This is a genomic window from Chryseobacterium ginsenosidimutans (assembly GCF_039536845.1).
Classification (GTDB): Bacteria; Bacteroidota; Bacteroidia; order Flavobacteriales; family Weeksellaceae; genus Chryseobacterium; species Chryseobacterium ginsenosidimutans_B.
This window is the reverse complement of the sequence record NZ_BAAAZJ010000003.1, coordinates 668,347-688,682: the sequence shown is the minus strand read 5'-3', so window position 1 is coordinate 688,682 and position 20,336 is coordinate 668,347. Positions and strand designations below refer to the sequence as shown.

The following is a 20,336-nucleotide window of genomic DNA, read 5'->3' as shown; positions in this document are numbered from 1 at the left end:
TATTGTCCACCTCATTAAAAAGAAGTAAATTTATCCCCCTTTTTTTAATCCACAATATATGAAAAAAGAAACTCAAATCAGTTACGATTATTTTAAGAATAGCAGTGAACTGAACGACATAGAAAAACAATTATTCGAAAGAGCAAAACAGGCTCGCGAAAACGCATATGCCCCCTATTCTCAGTTTTTGGTAGGCTGTTCTATCTTGTTGGAAAATGGTGAAATTTATTCCGGAAATAACCAGGAAAATGCAGCTTATCCTTCCGGACTTTGTGCGGAAAGAACGGCTCTTTTTTGGGTTGCCGCCAATTTCCCGAATGTGAAAATCAAGAAGGTTTTCGTTGTCGGAGGTCCGAAAGAATTTCATGATAAAAATCCTCCGATTCCACCTTGTGGAGCTTGCAGACAAAGCCTAATGGAATATGAAACCAAGCAGAATGAAAATATCGAACTTTATTTTTCGAGTATGAATGAAGAGGTTGTGAATGTGCATGCCATTAAGGATTTGTTGCCGTTTTATTTTGATGCTACTTTTTTGTAAGCTAAAGACGGCTAAAATTGAATAATACTAATAACTAATTTTGAAAATTAATGCTTATTAATAAGGTACACATTCAGTTTGTCATTCCGATAGGAATCTAGGCAATGATCTTAAAATGCTTTAATAACGAAGTCTGGATTCCTATCGGAATGACAAGCTTTGTGGCTATTAGAAATGTTGAAAATGATAACTGTAATCGTAGCCCCGATAGAAACGACATCCTTTTTGGTTGCGGTCGAAGCGAAGCGGAGACCGTAACCAAAAAGATATAGTGGATAGCGGGAAATAGCTTCTGAAAAAAATTATAAATAGCATAATAGATACTGGTTTTCTTCAAAATGATATTTTTCGTAAAATTTCTTTTATTTTTTGTGAATTTGTGAAATACATTTAAAAAGTTATCTTTGCAAAAATTTTGGTTTCCAATCATTTGGAATGAAAAGGGAATTGGGTGAAAAACCCAAACTGTCCCCGCAACTGTAGATCGCAATTGAAATTTCTACGATAAAACCACTGTGCAAACGGGAAGGTGTAGAAAAGCGAAAGTCAGGAGACCTGCCAAAATGTAATCAAATAAACATTGCTTTCGGAGGAAAAGTAAAAGAAAATGGATATAAAAAGATCTTTAGTACTGCTTTTTTCGTCTTACGGTTGTTTTCTTTTTGCACAAGAGAAAACCATTGATACTGTTTATGTTTTTGACAATCAAATGAATAAAGTTAAACTTTTTCATAAAGTAAATACTATTACATCAGAAGACGCCGAAAAAAATTCAACCAACCTTTCTGAAACATTGCGTTTTCAATCTCAGGTTTACATCAAAGAAAATGGTCGTGGAGCGGTTTCGTCGCCTTCTTTTAGGGGGACAACAGCTCAGCAGACAGCCTTTGTATGGAACGGAATTAATATTAACTCGAATTTTTTAGGACAGGCTGACGTGAATAATATTCCGTTTATGGGATTTGATCAGCTTGATGTAAAATCCGGAAGTGTAGGTGTTATTTATGGCAGCGGAGCTATTGGCGGAACAATTCACCTCAATAACAGTCTTGATTTCAATAAAGGTTTTCATACTTCTCTATTTTCTGAAGCAGCCTCTTTTAATACTTATAATAATTTTACTAAAGCCTCATTTTCAAACGATAAATTCAGTTTTAAACTTTCCGGAAATTATTCTGTAAGTGAAAATAATTATGAAGTACCTGAATCCCGCAATTATATTAACCTGAACGGGAAATATTCTAATACAAACTTCAATTTTTCAGCGGCTTATAAAATTAATCCACATCATCAGATTTCCTGGATCTCTGAATTTTTCAATGGAAATCAGCATTTTCCGGTATTTTTTGACAGCCAGACCAAAACAAAATACACCACTCAGAATGTACGAAGCTTACTTGTTTGGGATTGGAATACCTCAAAACTAAACAACGTATTCAGAGTGGCATATACAGAAGAAAATTTTCAGTATTTCGATAATATAGAAAATCCTAAAAGTAGTGGCGGAACAGGAAAAAATTACATCGTAAAGAATGATTTTAATTATTTCCTTACCCCAAAATGGAACGTCAATATTATTGGAGAATTTCAGGTAAATAAGGCTGAAGGATATATGAGCGGTATTAAAGATATCAGTCGAAATATAGGTTCTGCAGCAGGTTTGCTGAGATATTTTGCTACAAAAGATCTACGTTTTGAAGCAGGGATTAAAAAAGATTTTGTTGAAAATATAAGCTCACCGGTTTTACTTTCTTTTTCAGGAAACTGGAATGTTGTAAAATGGTATAATCTTAACCTGAATGTTGCAAAAAATTTCAGATATCCTTCGTTTAATGATCTGTATTGGCAACCTGGAGGAAATATCAACCTAAAACCCGAGACCGCTTATCAATTTGATCTGAAAAATCAGTTTAAAATTGCAGATGTAAAACTTACTTTGACTCCATATTATATAAGAATCACCGATATGATTACCTGGTTACCAAGTAATTTGGGATATTATTCTCCCGTTAATACCAATAAAGTTGAATCTTATGGTATAGACGCTCAAATGGAATATGAGAAGAAATTCGGGAAGCATGCTTTAAAATCAAATTTAGGATATTCTTATACAAAATCTATGAATCTGGAGACAGAGAAACAGATGATGTATGTTCCTCTTCATAAGTTTTTTGGAAATATTGATTACCGATATGATTTTATGAAATTGTATGTTCAGGGAATGTTTAATGGTCTTACTTACACCGATACCGATGAAAAAAGAAGTGCCGCCCTGGAATCTTATTTTGTCATGAATGCGGGGATATCAGGAACTTTACTTAAAAATTATACAATCGGTTTTAAAGTAAATAATATTTTTAATGAAATCTATGAGACAATGGCTTATTATCCGTTGCCCAAAAGAAATTACAGTATATATTTGAATATTAATTTTTAAACAAAAAATAAATGAAAATCAGAAAAATTTTATCTCTTGCATTCGCTTCAGCATTGTTGTTCAACGTTGCCTGTAGCGATGATGATTTTGTGACTGAAACACCACAAGTAGATTATGCAAATGGTATCATCATAGCGAATGAAGGAGGTTTTACAACGCCTACATCAGATGTTTCTTACGCAACTAATGATCTGGGAGGTATACAGAACGGAATTTATTCGGCTAATAACAACAAAGAAATTCTGGGAAATGTTTTACAGACTATTGGTTTTAAGGGAGAAAACGCTTATCTGGTTTTAAATTCGCCTAATAAAATTGAGATCGTAAATAAACACACTTTCAAAAAGCAGGCTACGGTTACTTCAAATCTTGTTAACCCAAGATATATTGCTTTCACTGGAACTCAATATTATATTACTAATAACGATTTTGGAACAGTAAAAAAACTTAATGTTTACAATGTTAGTGATAATTCATTTGTAAAAAGTATTAATTTCGACAGATCTGCAGAAAAAGTAGTAGAAGCAGGAGGAAATATTATAGTACAGACAGATGGAGTTACTTACGACACAACAGCTCCTTATGCAGAGCATCCGACAGGACATACTGTTACAATCATAAATGCTTCAAGCAATACTGTTTCTACAACGGTAACTTTACCAAGTACAAGTGGAATTATCAGAGATCTTGTTTCTTATAACGGTTTTGCTTATGTGCTTTCTTCTGACGACGCAGGTTCTTATATCTATAAAATCAATCCATCAACAGGAACTTATACTACAACTACCCTTACGACAATTCCTCAAGTACAAAAGTTGAGAATTGATTCTGATAAGTTCTATTTTGTGGATTACAGCAAAGTATATTCGATGAATATTAACGCTACAACAGCGCCAACAGCGCCGCTTCTTACAACAACGGGAATCACATCTTTATATGGTTTCAATGTAATCGACGGAAGATTATACATCTCTGATGCTAAAAATTTCTCATCAGACAGTAAAGTATATGTTTACAATGCTAACAACGGAGCACAATTAACTACATTCAACACTGGAATCGCAACAAACGGTTTCTATAAAAACTAAATTATAACGCTTTTTTGCGTATAAAATAAATTTATTTTTTTTTCATCATTTGTGTTTTTTTTCCGGGCGGTTTCTTCGAAACGCCCGGATTTTTATTTAAATCTCTTCAATTGAGATCTTAAAAAAACTACCTCTAAAATCCCGATAAACCACCAAGTCGGAAACCTGAAATAAGTATAAAGAAGAGTAAAACTATCAACATTCGTTTGACCTTTGGTTACTTTACTAATCTCAAAATCCATAGAAAAAAATGGAATGATAAACCCGAAAAATAAAAACGCAACCAGATATAATATCCAATTGCGCTGTTTAATTATCTTGTATTTCCAAACTCCAATATTGAAGATGAAAATGAATGTTAAAATGATGTAATCAAATATTCCAAAAAGCATTTTAAGCAAGTGTTAAACCTAATTTTTCAGCTTCTGCAATCACAAAGTTTCTTGCTTCTCCGCTATCGTTTCCTATTTCTCCTTCCAAAATTGCTTCTTTTACTTTTTCCTTTAAAATTCCGATTTCGCGACCAGGTTTCAGATTAAACATTTCCATAATTTCTTCCCCGGAAATTGGCGGCTGGAAATTTCTTACCTGATCTTTTTCTTCCACTTCCTTGATTTTAACAGCAACATATTCAAAGTTTTTCTTGAATTTCTCCTGTTTCTTGGAGTTTTTGGTTGTAATATCGGCTTTGCAAAGCGTAAACAGATCTTCCATATCTTCTCCTGCATCAAAAAGCAGTCTTCTTAAAGCAGCATCTGAAGCATCATCTGTAATCAGAGCAATCGGACGCGACGAAAGTTTTACCATTTTCTGAACATATTTCATATCCGGTCCTAATGGTAATTTTAATCTTTGAAACAATGTTTTTACCATTTTTGATCCCAAAAACTCATGTCCATGAAAAGTCCACCCTGTTCCTTCAACGAATTTTTTTGTCGGAGCTTTTCCGATATCGTGAAGTAATGCAGACCAACGAAGCCACAAATTATCTGTATTTACAGAAATATTGTCAACAACTTCCAATGTATGGAAAAAATTATCTTTATGGGTCTGTCCTTCAACTTCTTCTACTCCTTTCAGATCAATTAATTCAGGAATGATTAATTTCATCAAACCAGTTTCTGCCATCAATTTTAATCCTATCGAAGGTTTTTGCGAAAGCATGATTTTATTAAATTCAACCATAATTCTTTCCATCGAAACAATTCTGATTCTTTCTGCTTCCTGTTTGATTGCTTCAAGTGAATTCTCTTCTATTCTAAAATTTAATGTTGAAGCAAAACGCACTGCTCTCATCATCCTCAAAGGATCATCAGAATAAGTTTGGGTAGGCTCTAAAGGTGTTTTTAAAATACCTTTTTCAAGATCATCAATTCCGTTAAAAGGATCAATCAATTCTCCGAAATTATCTTTATTCAAAGAAATGGCCATTGCATTCACCGTGAAGTCCCTTCTTTTCTGATCGTCTTCGATTGTTCCACCTTCTACTTCAGGTTTTCTGCTGTCTTCAGAATAACTTTCTTTTCTTGCACCGACAAATTCCAGTTCAAGATCTTTATATTTAATCATCGCTGTTCCGTACGTTTTGAAAACAGAAACTTTCATTTTGGGATCGATTTCTTTTCCTACGTTTTGGGCAAGCTCAATTCCGCTTTGTTCAGTTACAAAATCAATATCCGTAGAAGCTTTTCTTTTCATCAGCAAATCCCGGACATAACCTCCAACAATGTACACAGACTGATTATTTCTGCCTGCAACCTCAGAAATTATTTTGAAAAGTTTTAGATTTTTATTTTGATTAAGATTGATTATCATTGTTATTTAAGATGTAAAATATCAGAAATCTGATATAAAATAAAATTTTTGCAAAGATAGTAATTAGATTAAATTTTAAATAATTAAAAAACCATTTGCAAATTCTTCTTATCTTTATGAAATAACTAAAAACTAACAACTATGAAAAAACTTTTATTCATTGGCTTCGTATGTTTGTTTTCAATTCTTTTTTCTCAGGCCAAAAATGTTTCTTATACAGATTTTATAGATTTCACCGATAATTCAGGAATAAAATATAACGGAATGATGATTACAGATGAACACGGCGAAGACGGACGTGCAGATTCTACTGTAAGAATTCTGTACACATCCGATGAAAACGAACATCTGGTAGAATTTTATGCAGATTGTTACATGGAAAAGTTAAAAAACGGAAACACGAGGATATCTTTTATACCAACAAAAAATACCACTGTAAAAATTATCAAAGGAAAAGATGTGAGCTATAATCCCGACACTTTTGTGTATGAAATTGATGCAAAAACAAATAAAATAACGGGTACACAATCTGATAAGAGCGGGAATGATCCAATCCCGATTGTTTATAAAAATACAACAATGTCTACCCAGGACAGAAAAGATCAAATCGACAGATTTTATTTCAGAGCTGAGACAATGTATGATCTTCTGAATAATTTTTACAACAAAAAAATTGATTCGGCCAACAAAATAACTCCCTATTATGATGCTTTAGGTTGGTTTGGAAGCGATGGAATTGCTTATCAGGCATTTATTGTATCTGTTTTTAAAAATAAAGAAAACTTAAATACTGTTGTGAGAATACGTTATGAAAAAAACGGTGAAATTAATATTGTAGAATATGACGCCCAATCTGAAATTCTGGTACAAAACGACGACAGTCTGAATGTTTCCATTACTCCAAAAACTACAACTGTAAAAAACATTAAAGGCAAATCCAGTTACAATCCGGACAGTTTTTCATATACTTTAGATGCCAATGATAAATTTGTAAAAGGAAAACAGTCTGATGAAAATTCTTCTGCAGATTTGTCTTACATTACCATTAATAATAAACAGGATTTTGCATTAAAATTTTATTCAGAAAAAGATGAAATTTATCAAAAATATCTGAAATAGGTATCTAAAAGTATTTTAATCGGCTTTTACTCGCGAAGGACTTTTATTCTGTTGTCGCTCCATATTTTTATCACTGACGAACCGGCATATTTTGAAACTTTTTCGCGGTCTTCTTCTACTGCATAATCTACCAAACTAATAATTTCAGGAGAAATATCAGAAAACTTCAACGGACTTTTATCCCCACTGAAATTGGCAGAAGTAGAAACTAATGGTTTATTTAATTTTGTGATTAATTTTTTACAAAAATCATTTTTCACCAAACGAATTCCTATGCTTCCGTCTTCTGCCAATAATTCTTTCGGCAATCCTTTTGGGTTTTCATAAACGATTGTAACGGGCTTTTCGCTCAGGTCAATAATTTCCCAAGCCATTTCCGGAACGTCGACCAAATCCTGCAATCTTTTTTCAGTTTCCACCAAAATGATCATGGATTTGTTTTTTTCGCGTTTTTTGATGTCAAAAATTTTGTTGACCGCTTCTATATTTGTTGCATCACAACCAATTCCCCAGATCGTATCTGTAGGGTAAAGAATTGTTCCTCCTGATTTTAATATTTGTATGATGTTTTCCATTTTAATTGAGCGTTTTTAAGTTTTGGCTAAAGCCAATTGAAGAATTTATACCAATAAACTATTAATATAATTTGACCGCAAATTTACAAATCTTTATATATAAAAATTATATATTGGAGCTTTATTCAATAGGAATGGGCTTTAGCCCATTTAAAACTAAACATCAAAATTTGGCTTTAGCCAAAACTTAGGTTTTGAAATTATATTTATCAATAAATTCCTGATATTCTTCTGTATAGCTTTTTTTCTTGTGATGTTTTTCCTGATTCTTAATATAATTTCGAACTGATTCAAGCATTGATTCTGAAATCGAAACTGCAAAATATTCATCTTGCCACGCAAATCTTTCTTTAGTCAATTGATTTTATTGATCCAATATGAAGATTCTCCTTTTATCAATTGTAAAATCTTTTCAATATTTTGATTTGATCCTAAAGAAATCAAACAATGACAATGATCTGAATAACCATTGACCATATCTAAGAAAACTCCTTTCTCAGTTGCGTTTTCTTTGATATGTTTCCAAACTTTGATTCTTAAATCCAAATTATCTAAATAAGAAATCCTATTTCTTGTCAAAAAAACGATATGAATATAAATTTTAGTGAAAGACATTTGTGTTGTTTTTCTCAAAAATATAAATTCTTTTTTAAGTTTTGGCTAAAGCCATTTTAAATTTTCAAATAAAAAAACGGGCTAAAGCCCGTTTCTATTGATAACAATAAAATATTTTATATTTCAGGTTTAAAATTCGACAAATACCTTTCCTCAATAATATTCAAATGATGCACATTGTGTCCGACAATCAATTTACCTATTGTTTCAGCAGAAATTTGGTTTCCGTTGGCTGTTCCGATATTATGTAAAACTGATGGATTTAATGTTTCCAATAAAATCTGAGAAGACTTTCTGATCAATTTATATTCTTCCAATAAAGAATCTAAACTTCTCTCATTAGCAAAAGATTGGTGTGCATATAATTCTTCATCAAAACCCGGCAATTCATTTTTATCACCTCTCGCAAAAGCCAAAATCCGGTATTGAAAAACTCTTTCCGAATCCGATAAATGCAAAAGCAATTCTTTCAAAGTCCATTTTCTTTCAGCATAAGCAAAAAGAGATTGTTCTTCTGTAAGATTTGAATAAATATCAGCGGTTTTTTCTCCCGATTTTTTCAACTCCTCTAACCAGTTTTCGGATGGAATTAAATCTAAATATCTCTGAACGTATTTTTGAAAATCAGTCATAAATTTTAATCTAGCAATTTAACAGTGTAGCAAGTGTAGCAATTAAAAAATATTGGTAAACTTTTGATTGATACATTGGTATATTATTTATTTGTCCATTCGTAGAAGTTTACAGAATCATACAATTCGAAACCGCAACTTGGATATAATTTGTTTCCTATGTCATTGTTTTTTCCGGTTTCAAGAAGAACTCCACAGGCATTTGTAGATTTTGCCAGTTTTTTTGATTCTTCAATTAATTCTTTTGAAAAACCTTTTCCGCGATAATTTTCGTTGACATACAGATCATTCAGTAACCAATAACGCTTCATTCTCGTTGAAGAAAATAATGGATATAATTGAACAAAACCAACTAATTCGCCTTCACTTTCAGCTACAAAAATTTCGGAATCTTTATTTTCAATTCTTTCTTTTAAAAAGTTTTCTGCAGCAGGAATATTTGAATCTTTATGGTAAAAAACTCTGTATTGATCAAACAGTTCTGCCAATTGAGAAAGATCTTGAATTTCAGCTTTTCTTATATTTTTCATAATCAATTATAAGTGATGATCGTAGCTTAGAACGCGCTTCATTTTCCAGTCTTTTCCGTCTAAAATCCAAAGAATGGTAAATTTTGCACGGCTTCCTTTGTTCCACTTTCCTTTGTAAAATTCAGCAAAATCGTGTTCGCCTTCTTCAATGAAAGCATACAAAACATTATTGTTGTACAAAGGATACACTTTCATGCTGTTAGGAACCAGTTCTCGCTTCACTTTATTTGGTCCACCGCAAATATTATTTTTGATAGAAGCTGTAAAAGCCTCTTTTCCCGAGGTAATTCCACCTTTATCGTGGTAGAACTCCAGATCATTGCTGACTATAGAATCATAATGGGAAAGATCACATTTATTAAATCCGATATCGAATATCAAACTGTCTAACTTTTTTGCCGTTTTGTATAATTCGTCGGTATTTTTTACCTGAGAATATACAATCTGACTTACAATTAATAACAATAAAATCTGAATCTTTCTCATTATGTTTTATTTTAAATATTCAACGTCAGAATGACAAGATGCGACTTTTAATAGGTTAAGAAAATGCTCTTTCCAAATCTGCGATTAGATCTTCCGCATCTTCAATTCCGACGCTTAAACGAACCAAGTCATCTGTAATTCCCAATTCAGCACGTTTTTCTGCAGGAATTGAAGCATGTGTCATTAAAGCTGGATGATTTGCCAAAGATTCTACTCCACCAAGAGATTCTGCCAATGTGAAAACTCTTACTTTTTCTAAAAATTTGATCGCATCTTCTTTTTTACCCGATTTGAAAGTGAAAGAAACCATTCCTCCGAAATCTTTCATTTGAGATTTTGCCAGTTCATATTGTGGGTGAGATTCTAATCCCGGATAAATTACCTGAGCAACTGCAGGATGAGTTTCCAGATATTTTGCCACTGCCATTCCGTTTTCAGAATGTCTCTGAACTCTTAAAGCTAGTGTTTTAATTCCTCTCAGCACCAAATAAGAATCATGAGGCCCTAAAATTCCGCCACTCGCAAACTGAATGAAGTGAAGTTTTTCTCCCAATTCAGCATCTTTTGCGATCAAAGCTCCGGCAATCACATCAGAATGACCTCCTAAATATTTCGTCGCAGAGTGCATTACGATATCCGCTCCCAAATCGATCGGTCTTTGAAGATAAGGTGTTGCGAAAGTATTGTCAACTGCAACCAGAATACCTTTTCCTTTTGCAATTTCTACAACAGCCTTAATATCAACCAGTTTCATTAACGGGTTTGTGGGAGTTTCAACCCATATCAATTTAGTTTTATCTGTAATAACATCTGCTATTTTTGAAACATCATCAAAATTCACGAATGTAAATTTCAACTGATATTTTTCAAAAAGTCTTGTGAACATCCTGTATGTTCCACCATACAAATCATCAACTGCAACTACCTCATCACCAGGATTTAATAATTTTAAAACACAGTCGATAGCAGCCAAACCGGAACCGAAAGCCAAACCTCTTGCCCCGTTTTCAATGCTTGCCAAAGAGTCTTCCAAAGCCTGTCTTGTAGGGTTTGCAGCTCTTGAATATTCATAACCGGAATGTACTCCCGGACTTTTTTGCGCAAATGTAGACGTTAAAAATACAGGAACATTCACAGAACCCGTTGCAGATTCGTGGTGTTGTCCTCCGTGTATAACTTTTGTATTAAAATTCATAATTCGTATAATTTACCCATGTATCAATTTACCAGTTTACCAATGATTGTTACATTTTTATACTGATAAATTGTTACACTTATTTATTTACATTTTTATTGCAGATTTGATGGCAAATTCTTCTGCTATCTGCTCGATCCATTGTGCCACATCTTCCTCTCCAGTTGCTCTCTGATAAGTACTTCCAAGAGAAACTAAAATCTGATGCATAAACATTTTCATTTGATCAACCGGCATTTCTTTCGTCCAAAGATCGATTCTTAAAGCTTCCATTGCTTTTTCATCCCAAACAGAAATCATGACAGCCTTTGTTTCTTCCTTTTCAACACCTCCGTCCTGTGCATTCCAGGTCATTGTTTCCGGGATGTGGTTTTCATCCAATTCTACATCTATCGTAATCTGAGTTTTTCTCATAACTTTCTATTTATTTCTAAAAATTTTAAATTCTACTAATTCTTTTAATTTCTACTTAAGTTTCGGTTTGTATCCCGACTGATTAAAGATCACTGTTGCATCCATTTTCAGGAAATCAACAAGTTTTGTCTCAGGCTTTTGTTGAAAATATGCTTTACAAATCTGCCATCCTGCGAAAATTCCGACCTGCGGTGAGGATTCGTTATCGATTTCCGTATAAAATTTTGAGAAAGGTCCCGGTGCTATAAAACGGTCTTCCAACCTGTGATCATCACCAAAAATCAAGTTACTTTCTACAAAATAATTCCAGATATTAGCTTCATTGGCAACAGCCCATTCGTATTGCTTCTGGGTGTAATTCATTTTCAGATATTCGGGATAAGTCGGCAAAAATGCATCCTTAAGAATCATTATTTTCCCGTTAAGAATCATAACATCAATAAATTTCTGATGATCCGCAGATTCTTTCACAAACCCCTCCGCAAACATCTGTGCTACTTTCGGAACGATATTATTGGGGTTCATAGATTTCTGAAAATACATTTCCAGACCTTTATAATTAGGATTCCCATCTCCCATGAAACCAGAAATATCTATAAAAAGAAGGTTTCCTTCTGCATCATAAAAAATCGGATCCTGAATCATCTGTAAAGACGACGAAAATAAAAATACTTTCGGACTTTTGAATTCGGGGAAATAATATTTGATGTGGGAAAACAAATCCTGAAGGTCAGACTGAAGCTTTTTCTCATCTATTTTATCGATGGCTTCTTTATAAATTTTGATTTCTTCCGGATCGACTCTTCGCTTTCCAAAATCAGCATCACTTACCGTTCCCTGAAACCACGGAAACTTAGCTTTAAACTGATCCAAAGGGATATTCGGATTATACAAATCTTTAGAAATATCTGTGATTTCTACCTTTTCTGCCGGGGTTTTGACTTCCACGTTCCATTGATTCTGAGTTTCTTTTTTACAAGAATTCAAACCCAAAACTAATACTAAAGAAAGCGCTATAATTCTGAAAATCTTCATATTTTTACATGAAATTAAAGTTTACAAAAATAATGATAAAAACATAATGTAATGATGAAAAACAAAATAATTACAACTCTCTTTCTTATTTCGGCAATACCTCTTTTTTATGGTCAGAATCTTAGTTTTAAAGATAAAAATTTCGAAAAAGCTGTGGTTGAAAATTTCGACATTAATAAAGATGGCGCAATTAATCAGTTTGAAGCCGACAGAGTTGAAAATTTATTTTTAGTAAAGAAAGAAATTACTGCTGCGGATGATCTTTCTTACTTCAAAAATGCAAAAATGATTATCCTTGATGATAATATAATTCCCAATATATCACTCAAAAATATGGATCATGTTCAGCTTTTTTCCTGTACCGGCTGTAAGATTTTAAATTTTAAGGCTGAAAATGCAAAAAGTCTGGCTTCATTATATCTTGACAACAACAATATTGAAAATATTTCGCTAAAAACAACTCCAAGAATTGACCAATTAACTGTATCTTTAAATAAGATAAAGACCATTGATTTAAGCTCGCTCAAAAATCTGAAAAACTTAAATCTTGAACATAATCTGATCCAAAAACTGGATATTTCAGGAAATCTGAATTTGCAGACCTTAAATGTCAAACAAAATCCACTGAAGGAAACCGACATTAAAAAAGGCGCAAAAGATATTACTATTTTTGGATTTCAGCAACAATAAACCATGCATCTAGAAACGGAAAGACTGATTTTGAGAAAATTTGAAGAAACAGATGTTGAACGTATGTTTCTTATGGACTCGAATCCTGAAGTCATGAAATACATAGGAGTTCCTCCCCTTTCAGATATCAACGAATCTAAAAACATTATTAAAATGATCCAGCAACAATACCGTGATAATGGTGTTGGAAGACTCGCTGTGATTGAAAAAGAAACTAATTTATTAATTGGTTGGAGCGGATTAAAATTATTAACTCAGGAAATTAACGGTTACAATAACATTTACGATCTTGGCTATCGTTTTTTACCTGAATCCTGGGGAAAAGGTTATGCTTTGGAATCTGCAAAGGCTTCTCTTGATTTTGGATTCAATGATTTAAAAGTTGAAACCATTTACGCTCATGCTCATTGTGAAAATGAAGGCTCTAATCATATTTTAAGAAAATTAGGCTTTGAAAAAACAGGCGAATTCACAGAACCGGACGGAATTTGTTTCTGGTACGAATTAAAACATGAAAAGTATCTTAAACATCATCAAAATTTTTAATTTTGAACCTCTTTTATTTAAAAACAGACTAAAAAAATATAAACAATGCAGACACAAAAAGTAATAGATCATATTGTAAGCTGGCTGAAAGATTATGCAACGAAAGCGAATGTAAACGGATATGTAATTGGTGTTTCGGGAGGTGTAGATTCCGGTGTGGTTTCTACACTTTGCGCAATGACAGGACTTGAAGTTTTACTTTTGGAAATGCCTATCCGTCAGAAAGAAGATCAGGTAAACAGAGCTCAGGATCATATTGCAGATTTAAAGAAAAAATTCCCGAATGTTCAGGGAAAGACAATTAATCTGACTCCTGTTTTCGAAAGTTTTGAAAACGTTGTTCACGATCATGTAGAAGGAAGATGGAGCAATAATCTGGCGTTGGCAAATACAAGATCAAGATTCAGAATGCTGAATTTATATTATTTTGGGCAGCTCCATGGGCTTTTGGTTTGTGGAACAGGAAATAAAGTGGAAGATTTCGGAATCGGATTCTACACAAAATACGGTGACGGTGGTGTTGATGTTTCGCCAATCGCAGATCTTTACAAAACTGAAGTTTACGAATTAGCAAAAGCTTTAAACCTTATTGAAAGTATTCAGAATGCCATTCCTACAGACGGACTTTGGGATGCTGAAAGAACAGATGAAGATCAAATAGGAGCAACTTATCCTGAACTTGAAAAAATCCAGAAAGAGTACGGAACTAAAGCTGTTGAAGATTACGAAGGTCGCGACAAAGAGGTTTTCATGATTTTCGACAGAATGCATAAAGCCGCAAAACATAAAATGGTTCCGATTCCGATCTGCGATGTTCCGGAAGAATGGAGAGCATAAATTAATGTAACAATTTATCAATGTAAAAATGTAACAATCATTGGTAAACTGTTAGATTGCTATATTGTTAGATTTTAAAATTTAAATATGAATGGTAAAATAAGATCTCTGTTTTTCGTCTTTTTAGGACTTCTTTTCGGAATGTCCGCAATGTATGTTTATAATAATTTTGTTGCAGATAAAAAAGTTGCCCCAACAAATACATCTACCGTTGAATATGGAAAAGTAAATGATAATTCAGGAAATTCTTCTCAACAATCCATCGAGCAATTGACGGAAGAGAGAACTGTAATTAATTATGTAAAACAAAATCACAAGCTTCCTGATTATTATATCACAAAAAATGAAGCCCGACAACAAGGCTGGAATCCTTCAAAAGGAAACCTTTGTGACATCTTACCCGGAAAAGCCATTGGCGGAGATAAATTTGGCAACAGAGAAGGAAATTTACCAAAAGGTGAAAAATATTTTGAAGCCGATGTAAATTATAATTGCGGAAACAGAAATGCAGACCGGATTATTTTCACAAAAGACGGTGTTGTTTACCTTACTAAAAACCATTATAGAAGTTTTGAAAAACAATAAATATTGTTTCATTCTATTGTTTTTAACCTTCATCTTTTCCTGTTCAGAAAAACAACAGAAAACGATAAAGGAAGAAAAACCCATTACCATTTTGGTGCAGCCATTTGAAGATCTACAATCTGAAAAGGTGGAATTTGTCACAAATGAACTCAAAAAAGTTTATCCAAACGTGAAAATTCTCGAATCTATTGATTTCCCCCAAAACACCTATTATAAGGACAGAAATCGTTATAGAGCAGATTCTATCATCAAATTTTTAAGTAAAAATACGAAAGAAGGTTTTGTAACTATTGGTTTAACCTCAAAAGATATCAGTACAACCAAAGGAAAAATCAAAGATTTTGGAGTGATGGGTTTAGGTTTCAGACCGGGAAAAGCATGTGTTGCTTCAAGTTTTAGATTAAATAAACAAAATTCTAACGAACAATTTTTTAAAATAGCCATTCATGAGCTTGGGCATACACAAGGTTTGAAACATTGTTCTCAAAAAACTTGCTTTATGAGAGATGCAGAAGGCAAAAATCCTACCGATGAAGAAATCGATTTTTGTAAAAAATGTAAAGCCGTTTTAATTAATAAAAACTGGAAATTCAATTCAATATGAAAACAATATACATAGATTTTACGGACATAGGAGATTATGAAGACTTTTATGCTCAATTAAAAGAAAAACTTACACTTCCTGAGTATTTTGGGGATAATCTGGATGCACTTTCTGATGTGATCACGGGCGAACTGGAAATGCCTCTTCATATCGAATTCGTAAACATGACAGTAGATCAGTTAGAAACTTTTGAAGATCTTCTGACGACTTTAGAAGATGCGGAAGACGAGGCAGAAGATTTTAGCTTCACCTATTATCTGGAGCAATATGAAGATGATGAAGACGATATTGCAGATGAAGACTAACTAACTATCAATAAAAAACAAAACTCGCAGATTTCTCTGCGAGTTTTTTGGTCTAAGTTCTTTTAAGTGTGTTGGTATTGTCTAATTTTGTTTATGAATTTAAAACCTTGTGAAACTTCCCCTCTCACGAATAACTGTAACACATAATAATTCCCTTTAGATAAAGACGATACATCAATCTGACTCTCAACAGACGACAACATCTTTACCTTTTGACCGACCATATTGTAATTTTTTATCAATTTTTCCTTGATAAATTATATCTTTCTTCCTGTAAGAAAAATATTCTGAGAAATTGCTAACGGAAGAAACATAGTCCTCCGTTTACAGCAATTTCCAAACTAAACTGAGACTCTAATTAACTAAACATATTCTAATAAAAGCCTTCTCCTGTCATCGGAAATACTGGAAATTAAAAAAGCCAATAACTAGTCCGCTGTTTGCGGAGATTTCCTTAAGCACTACCTCCGAAGAAGGCCGAGGAATTAGGATATGTTATTTATATAAACCCGGAAAACTTCCGGTTTTTCTATTACTATTTCTGTTTTCATTATTGTCAACAATACATATTTGTCAAAGAGCAAAAAAATAAAGTAACCGCCAAAATTTTCATCCGTTAATGATAACCGTTTTCATAATTTTTTGGTTTAATATTTTGAATTGTTGAGAACAATATTAATATTATATTTACCCATTCAAAAGCTTTTGGCTTATAAAATTCATGAAATTCAAAAGAATAAAAAAAATAAATAACTAAAAACCAAAAACATATAAAAATTTTACATTGAAGACAGATTTTAGAAGATTGAGAAAAAACTATATAAAAACATTCTTTTGCAAAAAGAAACATTGAAAAAAAATATCCAAATATTGCTTGTCTTTTTGTTTTCGGTTTTCCTGAAAGCACAATCCGGTCCCGATTTTAGTATTTTGGCAGATAAAGCTTTTCAAAAATTATATCAGAATCCGGATGACTGCATTAACTATTCTCTCAGCATTTTAAACAGCGATCAGAATATTGAGCATAACATCGTGTTAAGAAATATCATTTCTCAGGCCTATGCGATGAAAGGCGATTATGTGCAATCCGTAAACATCGCAAGTCAACAGGAAGAATTTAAGGAAAAGGAAAGTCTTTCTTATTTTATGCAGGCATTCGGAGACTACAATCTTGCAGATCAGTATCAAAATCTGGATCTTTATAATCAGTCTCAAAAAATTATTTCTGATCTTTTATCCGAGAAAAAATTATTAAAATATAATGATAAAAGAATGCGAATCACCATTGCAAAACTTTATCAGCTTCAGGCTCTTAATTTTGGGATCAGCAGAAATCAGATTTTGGCTTTGGAAAACTTAAACAAAAGCGATCAATACCTTGATAACCAAAACGAAGAAAATAAAATCATAAGCATTGAAAATAAAATTTTCCGTTCTTCTTATCTGATGCAGCAAAATAAATTGGAAGAAGCAAAACAAATAATATCCAAAGTCATTTTAAGTATTGAAAATCATAATAATAACCCCTTTTTATTGGCATTAGCGCATGAAAATTTTTCAAGATATTATTTCTTAAAAAGTGATTACAATTCGTCAATCGATCAACTGGAAAAAGGTCTTTCGAAAATAGAAAATCTTCCTTTTAATCCTTTAAAATGTAAGATCTATGCCTCTTTATCTAAAAATTATTTTGCTCTTCATAACGACGAAAAATATCATCAATACAATAAGCTTTATGCAGATTTCAGAGCCAAAATAGATGTAAATACAAAAGAAGGAATACGATATATTGTAAAGCTCGTTGAAAACTCACAAAATAAGACCCTCGAATTTCAAAATCAAAACCAAACAAGACGTTTCTGGATTCTGACTTTCGTTTTTTCTTTCATTATTCTTAGCTTGTTTATTTATTTTTTAGCCTTAAAGAATAAAAACAAAGATTTAAAAAAACAATTTGAATTCTTCGAAAAACAGAAGAAAAAAGAGAAAACAATTCAAACTTATGTTGATGTTCCTAAAGAGGAAGAAATACTGACTGTAAATAAAGATTCTAATAAAATTTCTAAAGAAAAAGAAGTCGAAATTCTTCAAAAACTGGATGAATGGGAAGAATCTGATCAATATTTAAGCAAAAACATGTCACTTTCCATGCTTTCTGCACAAATGGGAGTTAATACAAAATACCTTTCGGAGGTCATCAATAATAATAAAAGGAAAAATTTCAACGGATACATTAATGAATTAAGGATCAATCACATAGCTCATTTATTAAAAACCGAACCTACTTATCTGAATTATAAGGTAAGCTATCTCGCAGAATATTCCGGATTCTCTTCTCACAGTGCCTTTACAACCATTTTCAAATCTGTGACCGGGATGTCTCCAAACGCGTATATTCAGGAAATATGTAAAAGCAGAACATCATGAAATTAGTTTTTAAAGTTATTTCAATTCTATTTTTGATCTGCCAAATCACAACTTTTGGACAGAAAACTTCTGACGATTCCCTTCTGAAAAAAGCGAATCTGGAAATTTATGACAATCCTGATCATGCGATAAGTATAACAAAAAGTTTGCTTAAAAAAGAGAAAGATATCACTAAATCGATTTCTCTTTATATGCTTCTTTCCACAGCAAATATTGCAAAAAGAGACTTTAATGAATCGCTTAAATATATTTTAAAAGCCAAAGAATTAGCATCAAAAACCAACGATCTGAAAACCCAGACAAGAGTCTTAATTTCTGTCGCGATACAATATCAGCAGATGGAATTATTCAGTAAAAGTCTGGAAACACTGGACGAAGCAGATGAATATCTTGCAAAACTTCCTGATAATTCGTCTGAAAAAAATAGTGAAACGGCAAGAAGTTACGCCATTCGCGGAATGATCTACAAAAGCCAGTCGAATTCTGAAATTGCTCTAGAAAAGTTTTTAAAATCTATTGAAAGTTTCAAAAAAGTTAGTTCTCCTAAAAAAACTTATGCCAATATGAGCGTTGTTTTTTACAATATTGGTCATTGTTATCTGAACCTTAACCAAATTGATAAAGCTGAACAGGCATTTTTGCAATCAGCGCAGTACGCTCAGAATAATAAGGCAAAAAGTCTTGAAGCCTTCGCTTTGAAAGGTATGGCGGAGGTTTATAAGCAAAAACGCCAGAATCAGACAGCATTAGATCTCTTAATAAAAGCTGAGAATCTTTGTAAAAACACGAACGACCTTATTCTAAATGAAGGAATTTTCAAAGAAATGGCAGATAATTATCTGGCAATCGGCAACCAAAATTTATATCAGGTTTACAATAAAAAGTACTTTGAAATGCGCTTCAAAAGAGAGCAAAATGAATTATCATCTATTAATCAAGCCATTGATAATCATAATAAAGAAACTTTAATAAAAAGTAAAGAACTTACCCATAAATTTAAATATTGTCTTGGTTTCGTGATAGGTCTAGGAACGTTACTTATTGCCCTGTTTCTTCTGTTTATTTTTAAAATCAGGAAACAGAATAAACAATATCATACGGAAATTCAGCGATTGATAAGATCTTAATTTTTAAATTCTAAGGCATCTATGTGGTATTAATAAATTTTCACTCAAAATGTTAATTCATTATTTTTATCTCAAATTAATATCAACTTATGATCATTTGCGAAAACCTACTGTTTTCCCATGGTGCTGAACTTCAAAGCTATAATTCCGGTGAGTATATTTTTAAAGAAGAAAGCACTCCAAAATATTATTTACAGATAAAATCAGGCACCGTAAAATTATGCAGTTTTCTGGAAGACGGCAGAGAGTTTATTCATGGAATTCCCTTTGATGGTCATTGTTTTGCAGAAACATATCTTTTTCTTGATAAAAAATATGCTATAAATGCAATTGCCGTTACGGATTGTGAAATTATAAAACTGGAAAAAAGCAGAATAATCCAACTTTTACTGGAAAACTCCGAACTTATCATTAACATCTATTCGTATACCGCAGATCGTATGCATTACAGATATCTGACTTCGGCATCCTTTTCTTTTAAAGATCCGATTACCAAACTGAATCTTATTATGAATCACGTAAAAGCACATTTCGGATTTAAAGAAAAATTTTCTTTTCCAGTTCCTTACACTCGGCAGCAATTGGCTTCACTTACTGGAATGCGAATAGAAACCGTAATCCGAGCCATAAAAAAAATGGAAAAACAGAATATTTTAAAAATTGATAACAGTAAGATTTACATTTAATTACATGAATTTAAAAATAAAAAATCCTTAACCGAAACAGTTAAGGA

Annotated in this window: 21 protein-coding genes, 1 pseudogene and 1 riboswitch; of the genes and pseudogenes, 13 read left to right on the top strand and 9 right to left on the bottom strand. The window is 32.5% G+C overall.

The window, feature by feature from the left end:
* The first annotated feature begins 58 nt into the window (after nucleotides 1-58).
* The 3 genes from ABD745_RS03225 (at nucleotide 59) to ABD745_RS03215 (ending at nucleotide 4,066) form a co-directional block, all read left to right on the top strand.
* Nucleotides 59-541 (top strand): cytidine deaminase, encoded by a 483-nt coding sequence (locus ABD745_RS03225; RefSeq protein WP_344825092.1) that lies wholly within the window; start codon nucleotides 59-61, stop codon nucleotides 539-541.
* A gap of 399 nt (nucleotides 542-940) precedes the next feature.
* Nucleotides 941-1,118: riboswitch (cobalamin riboswitch) on the top strand.
* A gap of 30 nt (nucleotides 1,119-1,148) precedes the next feature.
* On the top strand, nucleotides 1,149-2,978 hold the full coding sequence (locus ABD745_RS03220; RefSeq protein ID WP_344825089.1) for a TonB-dependent receptor plug domain-containing protein: 1,830 nt from the start codon (nucleotides 1,149-1,151) through the stop codon (nucleotides 2,976-2,978).
* 11 nt (nucleotides 2,979-2,989) lie between these two features.
* Nucleotides 2,990-4,066, top strand: coding sequence for a hypothetical protein (locus ABD745_RS03215; RefSeq protein WP_344825086.1), 1,077 nt, complete (start codon nucleotides 2,990-2,992; stop codon nucleotides 4,064-4,066).
* A gap of 393 nt (nucleotides 4,067-4,459) precedes the next feature.
* Here the strand turns inward: ABD745_RS03215 and ABD745_RS03210 are convergent, their stop codons facing one another.
* A complete protein-coding gene (locus ABD745_RS03210; RefSeq protein ID WP_344825083.1) occupies nucleotides 4,460-5,881 on the bottom strand; it encodes a CCA tRNA nucleotidyltransferase in 1,422 nt (473 codons plus the stop codon).
* Between the two features lie 141 nt (nucleotides 5,882-6,022).
* Here ABD745_RS03210 and ABD745_RS03205 point away from each other — a divergent pair, with 141 nt between their 5' ends.
* Nucleotides 6,023-7,000 carry a hypothetical protein gene (locus ABD745_RS03205; protein WP_344825080.1) on the top strand — a complete coding sequence of 326 codons (978 nt, stop codon included), beginning with the start codon at nucleotides 6,023-6,025 and terminating at the stop codon, nucleotides 6,998-7,000.
* Nucleotides 7,001-7,026: 26 nt separating this feature from the next.
* Here the strand turns inward: ABD745_RS03205 and ABD745_RS03200 are convergent, their stop codons facing one another.
* The 8 genes and pseudogenes from ABD745_RS03200 to gldB form a co-directional block, all read right to left on the bottom strand.
* Complete coding sequence (locus tag ABD745_RS03200; protein WP_344825077.1) at nucleotides 7,027-7,575, bottom strand: L-threonylcarbamoyladenylate synthase; 549 nt, start codon at nucleotides 7,573-7,575, stop codon at nucleotides 7,027-7,029.
* Between the two features lie 187 nt (nucleotides 7,576-7,762).
* Nucleotides 7,763-8,190 (bottom strand): annotated as a pseudogene (gene tnpA, locus ABD745_RS21525) (IS200/IS605 family transposase).
* A 116-nt stretch (nucleotides 8,191-8,306) separates the two neighbouring features.
* Nucleotides 8,307-8,822, bottom strand: coding sequence for a DinB family protein (locus tag ABD745_RS03185; RefSeq protein WP_344825068.1), 516 nt, complete (start codon nucleotides 8,820-8,822; stop codon nucleotides 8,307-8,309).
* Nucleotides 8,823-8,905: 83 nt separating this feature from the next.
* Nucleotides 8,906-9,352: a GNAT family N-acetyltransferase gene (locus tag ABD745_RS03180; protein ID WP_344825065.1), complete on the bottom strand. Its 447-nt coding sequence runs from the start codon at nucleotides 9,350-9,352 to the stop codon at nucleotides 8,906-8,908.
* A gap of 6 nt (nucleotides 9,353-9,358) precedes the next feature.
* Entirely contained in the window at nucleotides 9,359-9,838 is a 480-nt protein-coding gene (locus tag ABD745_RS03175) for a nuclear transport factor 2 family protein (protein WP_344825062.1), read from the bottom strand.
* 55 nt (nucleotides 9,839-9,893) lie between these two features.
* Complete coding sequence (locus ABD745_RS03170; protein WP_344825059.1) at nucleotides 9,894-11,033, bottom strand: cystathionine gamma-synthase; 1,140 nt, start codon at nucleotides 11,031-11,033, stop codon at nucleotides 9,894-9,896.
* An 87-nt stretch (nucleotides 11,034-11,120) separates the two neighbouring features.
* Entirely contained in the window at nucleotides 11,121-11,447 is a 327-nt protein-coding gene (gldC, locus tag ABD745_RS03165) for a gliding motility protein GldC (RefSeq protein ID WP_344825056.1), read from the bottom strand.
* A 51-nt stretch (nucleotides 11,448-11,498) separates the two neighbouring features.
* Nucleotides 11,499-12,482 carry a gliding motility lipoprotein GldB gene (gene gldB, locus ABD745_RS03160; protein ID WP_344825053.1) on the bottom strand — a complete coding sequence of 328 codons (984 nt, stop codon included), beginning with the start codon at nucleotides 12,480-12,482 and terminating at the stop codon, nucleotides 11,499-11,501.
* A gap of 51 nt (nucleotides 12,483-12,533) precedes the next feature.
* On the opposite strand from gldB, the gene ABD745_RS03155 reads away from it, so the two are divergent.
* From ABD745_RS03155 to ABD745_RS03115, 9 genes are all read left to right on the top strand, one after another.
* The gene (locus ABD745_RS03155; protein WP_344825050.1) at nucleotides 12,534-13,172 is read left to right on the top strand and encodes a leucine-rich repeat domain-containing protein; all 639 of its coding nucleotides are present in this window, start codon (nucleotides 12,534-12,536) and stop codon (nucleotides 13,170-13,172) included.
* 3 nt (nucleotides 13,173-13,175) lie between these two features.
* Nucleotides 13,176-13,718 carry a GNAT family N-acetyltransferase gene (locus tag ABD745_RS03150; protein ID WP_344825047.1) on the top strand — a complete coding sequence of 181 codons (543 nt, stop codon included), beginning with the start codon at nucleotides 13,176-13,178 and terminating at the stop codon, nucleotides 13,716-13,718.
* Nucleotides 13,719-13,763: 45 nt separating this feature from the next.
* Nucleotides 13,764-14,555 carry an NAD(+) synthase gene (gene nadE / locus ABD745_RS03145; protein ID WP_047399832.1) on the top strand — a complete coding sequence of 264 codons (792 nt, stop codon included), beginning with the start codon at nucleotides 13,764-13,766 and terminating at the stop codon, nucleotides 14,553-14,555.
* Between the two features lie 87 nt (nucleotides 14,556-14,642).
* Nucleotides 14,643-15,140 carry a ribonuclease domain-containing protein gene (locus ABD745_RS03140; protein WP_344825042.1) on the top strand — a complete coding sequence of 166 codons (498 nt, stop codon included), beginning with the start codon at nucleotides 14,643-14,645 and terminating at the stop codon, nucleotides 15,138-15,140.
* The gene (locus ABD745_RS03135; protein WP_344825039.1) at nucleotides 15,127-15,744 is read left to right on the top strand and encodes a matrixin family metalloprotease; all 618 of its coding nucleotides are present in this window, start codon (nucleotides 15,127-15,129) and stop codon (nucleotides 15,742-15,744) included. Before ABD745_RS03140 ends, ABD745_RS03135 begins: the two co-directional genes overlap by 14 nt.
* Nucleotides 15,741-16,049 (top strand): barstar family protein, encoded by a 309-nt coding sequence (locus tag ABD745_RS03130; RefSeq protein ID WP_344825036.1) that lies wholly within the window; start codon nucleotides 15,741-15,743, stop codon nucleotides 16,047-16,049. Before ABD745_RS03135 ends, ABD745_RS03130 begins: the two co-directional genes overlap by 4 nt.
* Nucleotides 16,050-16,898: 849 nt before the next feature.
* On the top strand, nucleotides 16,899-18,476 hold the full coding sequence (locus tag ABD745_RS03125; RefSeq protein WP_344825033.1) for a helix-turn-helix domain-containing protein: 1,578 nt from the start codon (nucleotides 16,899-16,901) through the stop codon (nucleotides 18,474-18,476).
* Nucleotides 18,473-19,603, top strand: a complete 1,131-nt coding sequence (locus ABD745_RS03120; protein WP_344825030.1) for a hypothetical protein — start codon at nucleotides 18,473-18,475, stop codon at nucleotides 19,601-19,603. The genes ABD745_RS03125 and ABD745_RS03120 overlap by 4 nt, the downstream gene beginning before the upstream one ends.
* Nucleotides 19,604-19,692: 89 nt before the next feature.
* Entirely contained in the window at nucleotides 19,693-20,289 is a 597-nt protein-coding gene (locus tag ABD745_RS03115) for a Crp/Fnr family transcriptional regulator (RefSeq protein WP_344825027.1), read from the top strand.
* The last annotated feature ends 47 nt before the right edge of the window (nucleotides 20,290-20,336 follow it).

Excerpts from the sequence above, each read along its gene's own strand:
- ABD745_RS03225 (WP_344825092.1), top strand. The coding sequence starts at position 59 with ATGAAAAAAGAAACTCAAATCAGTTACGATTATTTTAAGAATAGCAGT.
- ABD745_RS03220 (WP_344825089.1), top strand. The coding sequence starts at position 1,149 with ATGGATATAAAAAGATCTTTAGTACTGCTTTTTTCGTCTTACGGTTGT.
- ABD745_RS03215 (WP_344825086.1), top strand. The coding sequence starts at position 2,990 with ATGAAAATCAGAAAAATTTTATCTCTTGCATTCGCTTCAGCATTGTTG.
- ABD745_RS03210 (WP_344825083.1), bottom strand. The coding sequence starts at position 5,881 with ATGATAATCAATCTTAATCAAAATAAAAATCTAAAACTTTTCAAAATA.
- ABD745_RS03205 (WP_344825080.1), top strand. The coding sequence starts at position 6,023 with ATGAAAAAACTTTTATTCATTGGCTTCGTATGTTTGTTTTCAATTCTT.
- ABD745_RS03200 (WP_344825077.1), bottom strand. The coding sequence starts at position 7,575 with ATGGAAAACATCATACAAATATTAAAATCAGGAGGAACAATTCTTTAC.
- ABD745_RS03185 (WP_344825068.1), bottom strand. The coding sequence starts at position 8,822 with ATGACTGATTTTCAAAAATACGTTCAGAGATATTTAGATTTAATTCCA.
- ABD745_RS03180 (WP_344825065.1), bottom strand. The coding sequence starts at position 9,352 with ATGAAAAATATAAGAAAAGCTGAAATTCAAGATCTTTCTCAATTGGCA.
- ABD745_RS03175 (WP_344825062.1), bottom strand. The coding sequence starts at position 9,838 with ATGAGAAAGATTCAGATTTTATTGTTATTAATTGTAAGTCAGATTGTA.
- ABD745_RS03170 (WP_344825059.1), bottom strand. The coding sequence starts at position 11,033 with ATGAATTTTAATACAAAAGTTATACACGGAGGACAACACCACGAATCT.
- gldC (WP_344825056.1), bottom strand. The coding sequence starts at position 11,447 with ATGAGAAAAACTCAGATTACGATAGATGTAGAATTGGATGAAAACCAC.
- gldB (WP_344825053.1), bottom strand. The coding sequence starts at position 12,482 with ATGAAGATTTTCAGAATTATAGCGCTTTCTTTAGTATTAGTTTTGGGT.
- ABD745_RS03155 (WP_344825050.1), top strand. The coding sequence starts at position 12,534 with ATGATGAAAAACAAAATAATTACAACTCTCTTTCTTATTTCGGCAATA.
- ABD745_RS03150 (WP_344825047.1), top strand. The coding sequence starts at position 13,176 with ATGCATCTAGAAACGGAAAGACTGATTTTGAGAAAATTTGAAGAAACA.
- nadE (WP_047399832.1), top strand. The coding sequence starts at position 13,764 with ATGCAGACACAAAAAGTAATAGATCATATTGTAAGCTGGCTGAAAGAT.
- ABD745_RS03140 (WP_344825042.1), top strand. The coding sequence starts at position 14,643 with ATGAATGGTAAAATAAGATCTCTGTTTTTCGTCTTTTTAGGACTTCTT.
- ABD745_RS03130 (WP_344825036.1), top strand. The coding sequence starts at position 15,741 with ATGAAAACAATATACATAGATTTTACGGACATAGGAGATTATGAAGAC.
- ABD745_RS03120 (WP_344825030.1), top strand. The coding sequence starts at position 18,473 with ATGAAATTAGTTTTTAAAGTTATTTCAATTCTATTTTTGATCTGCCAA.
- ABD745_RS03115 (WP_344825027.1), top strand. The coding sequence starts at position 19,693 with ATGATCATTTGCGAAAACCTACTGTTTTCCCATGGTGCTGAACTTCAA.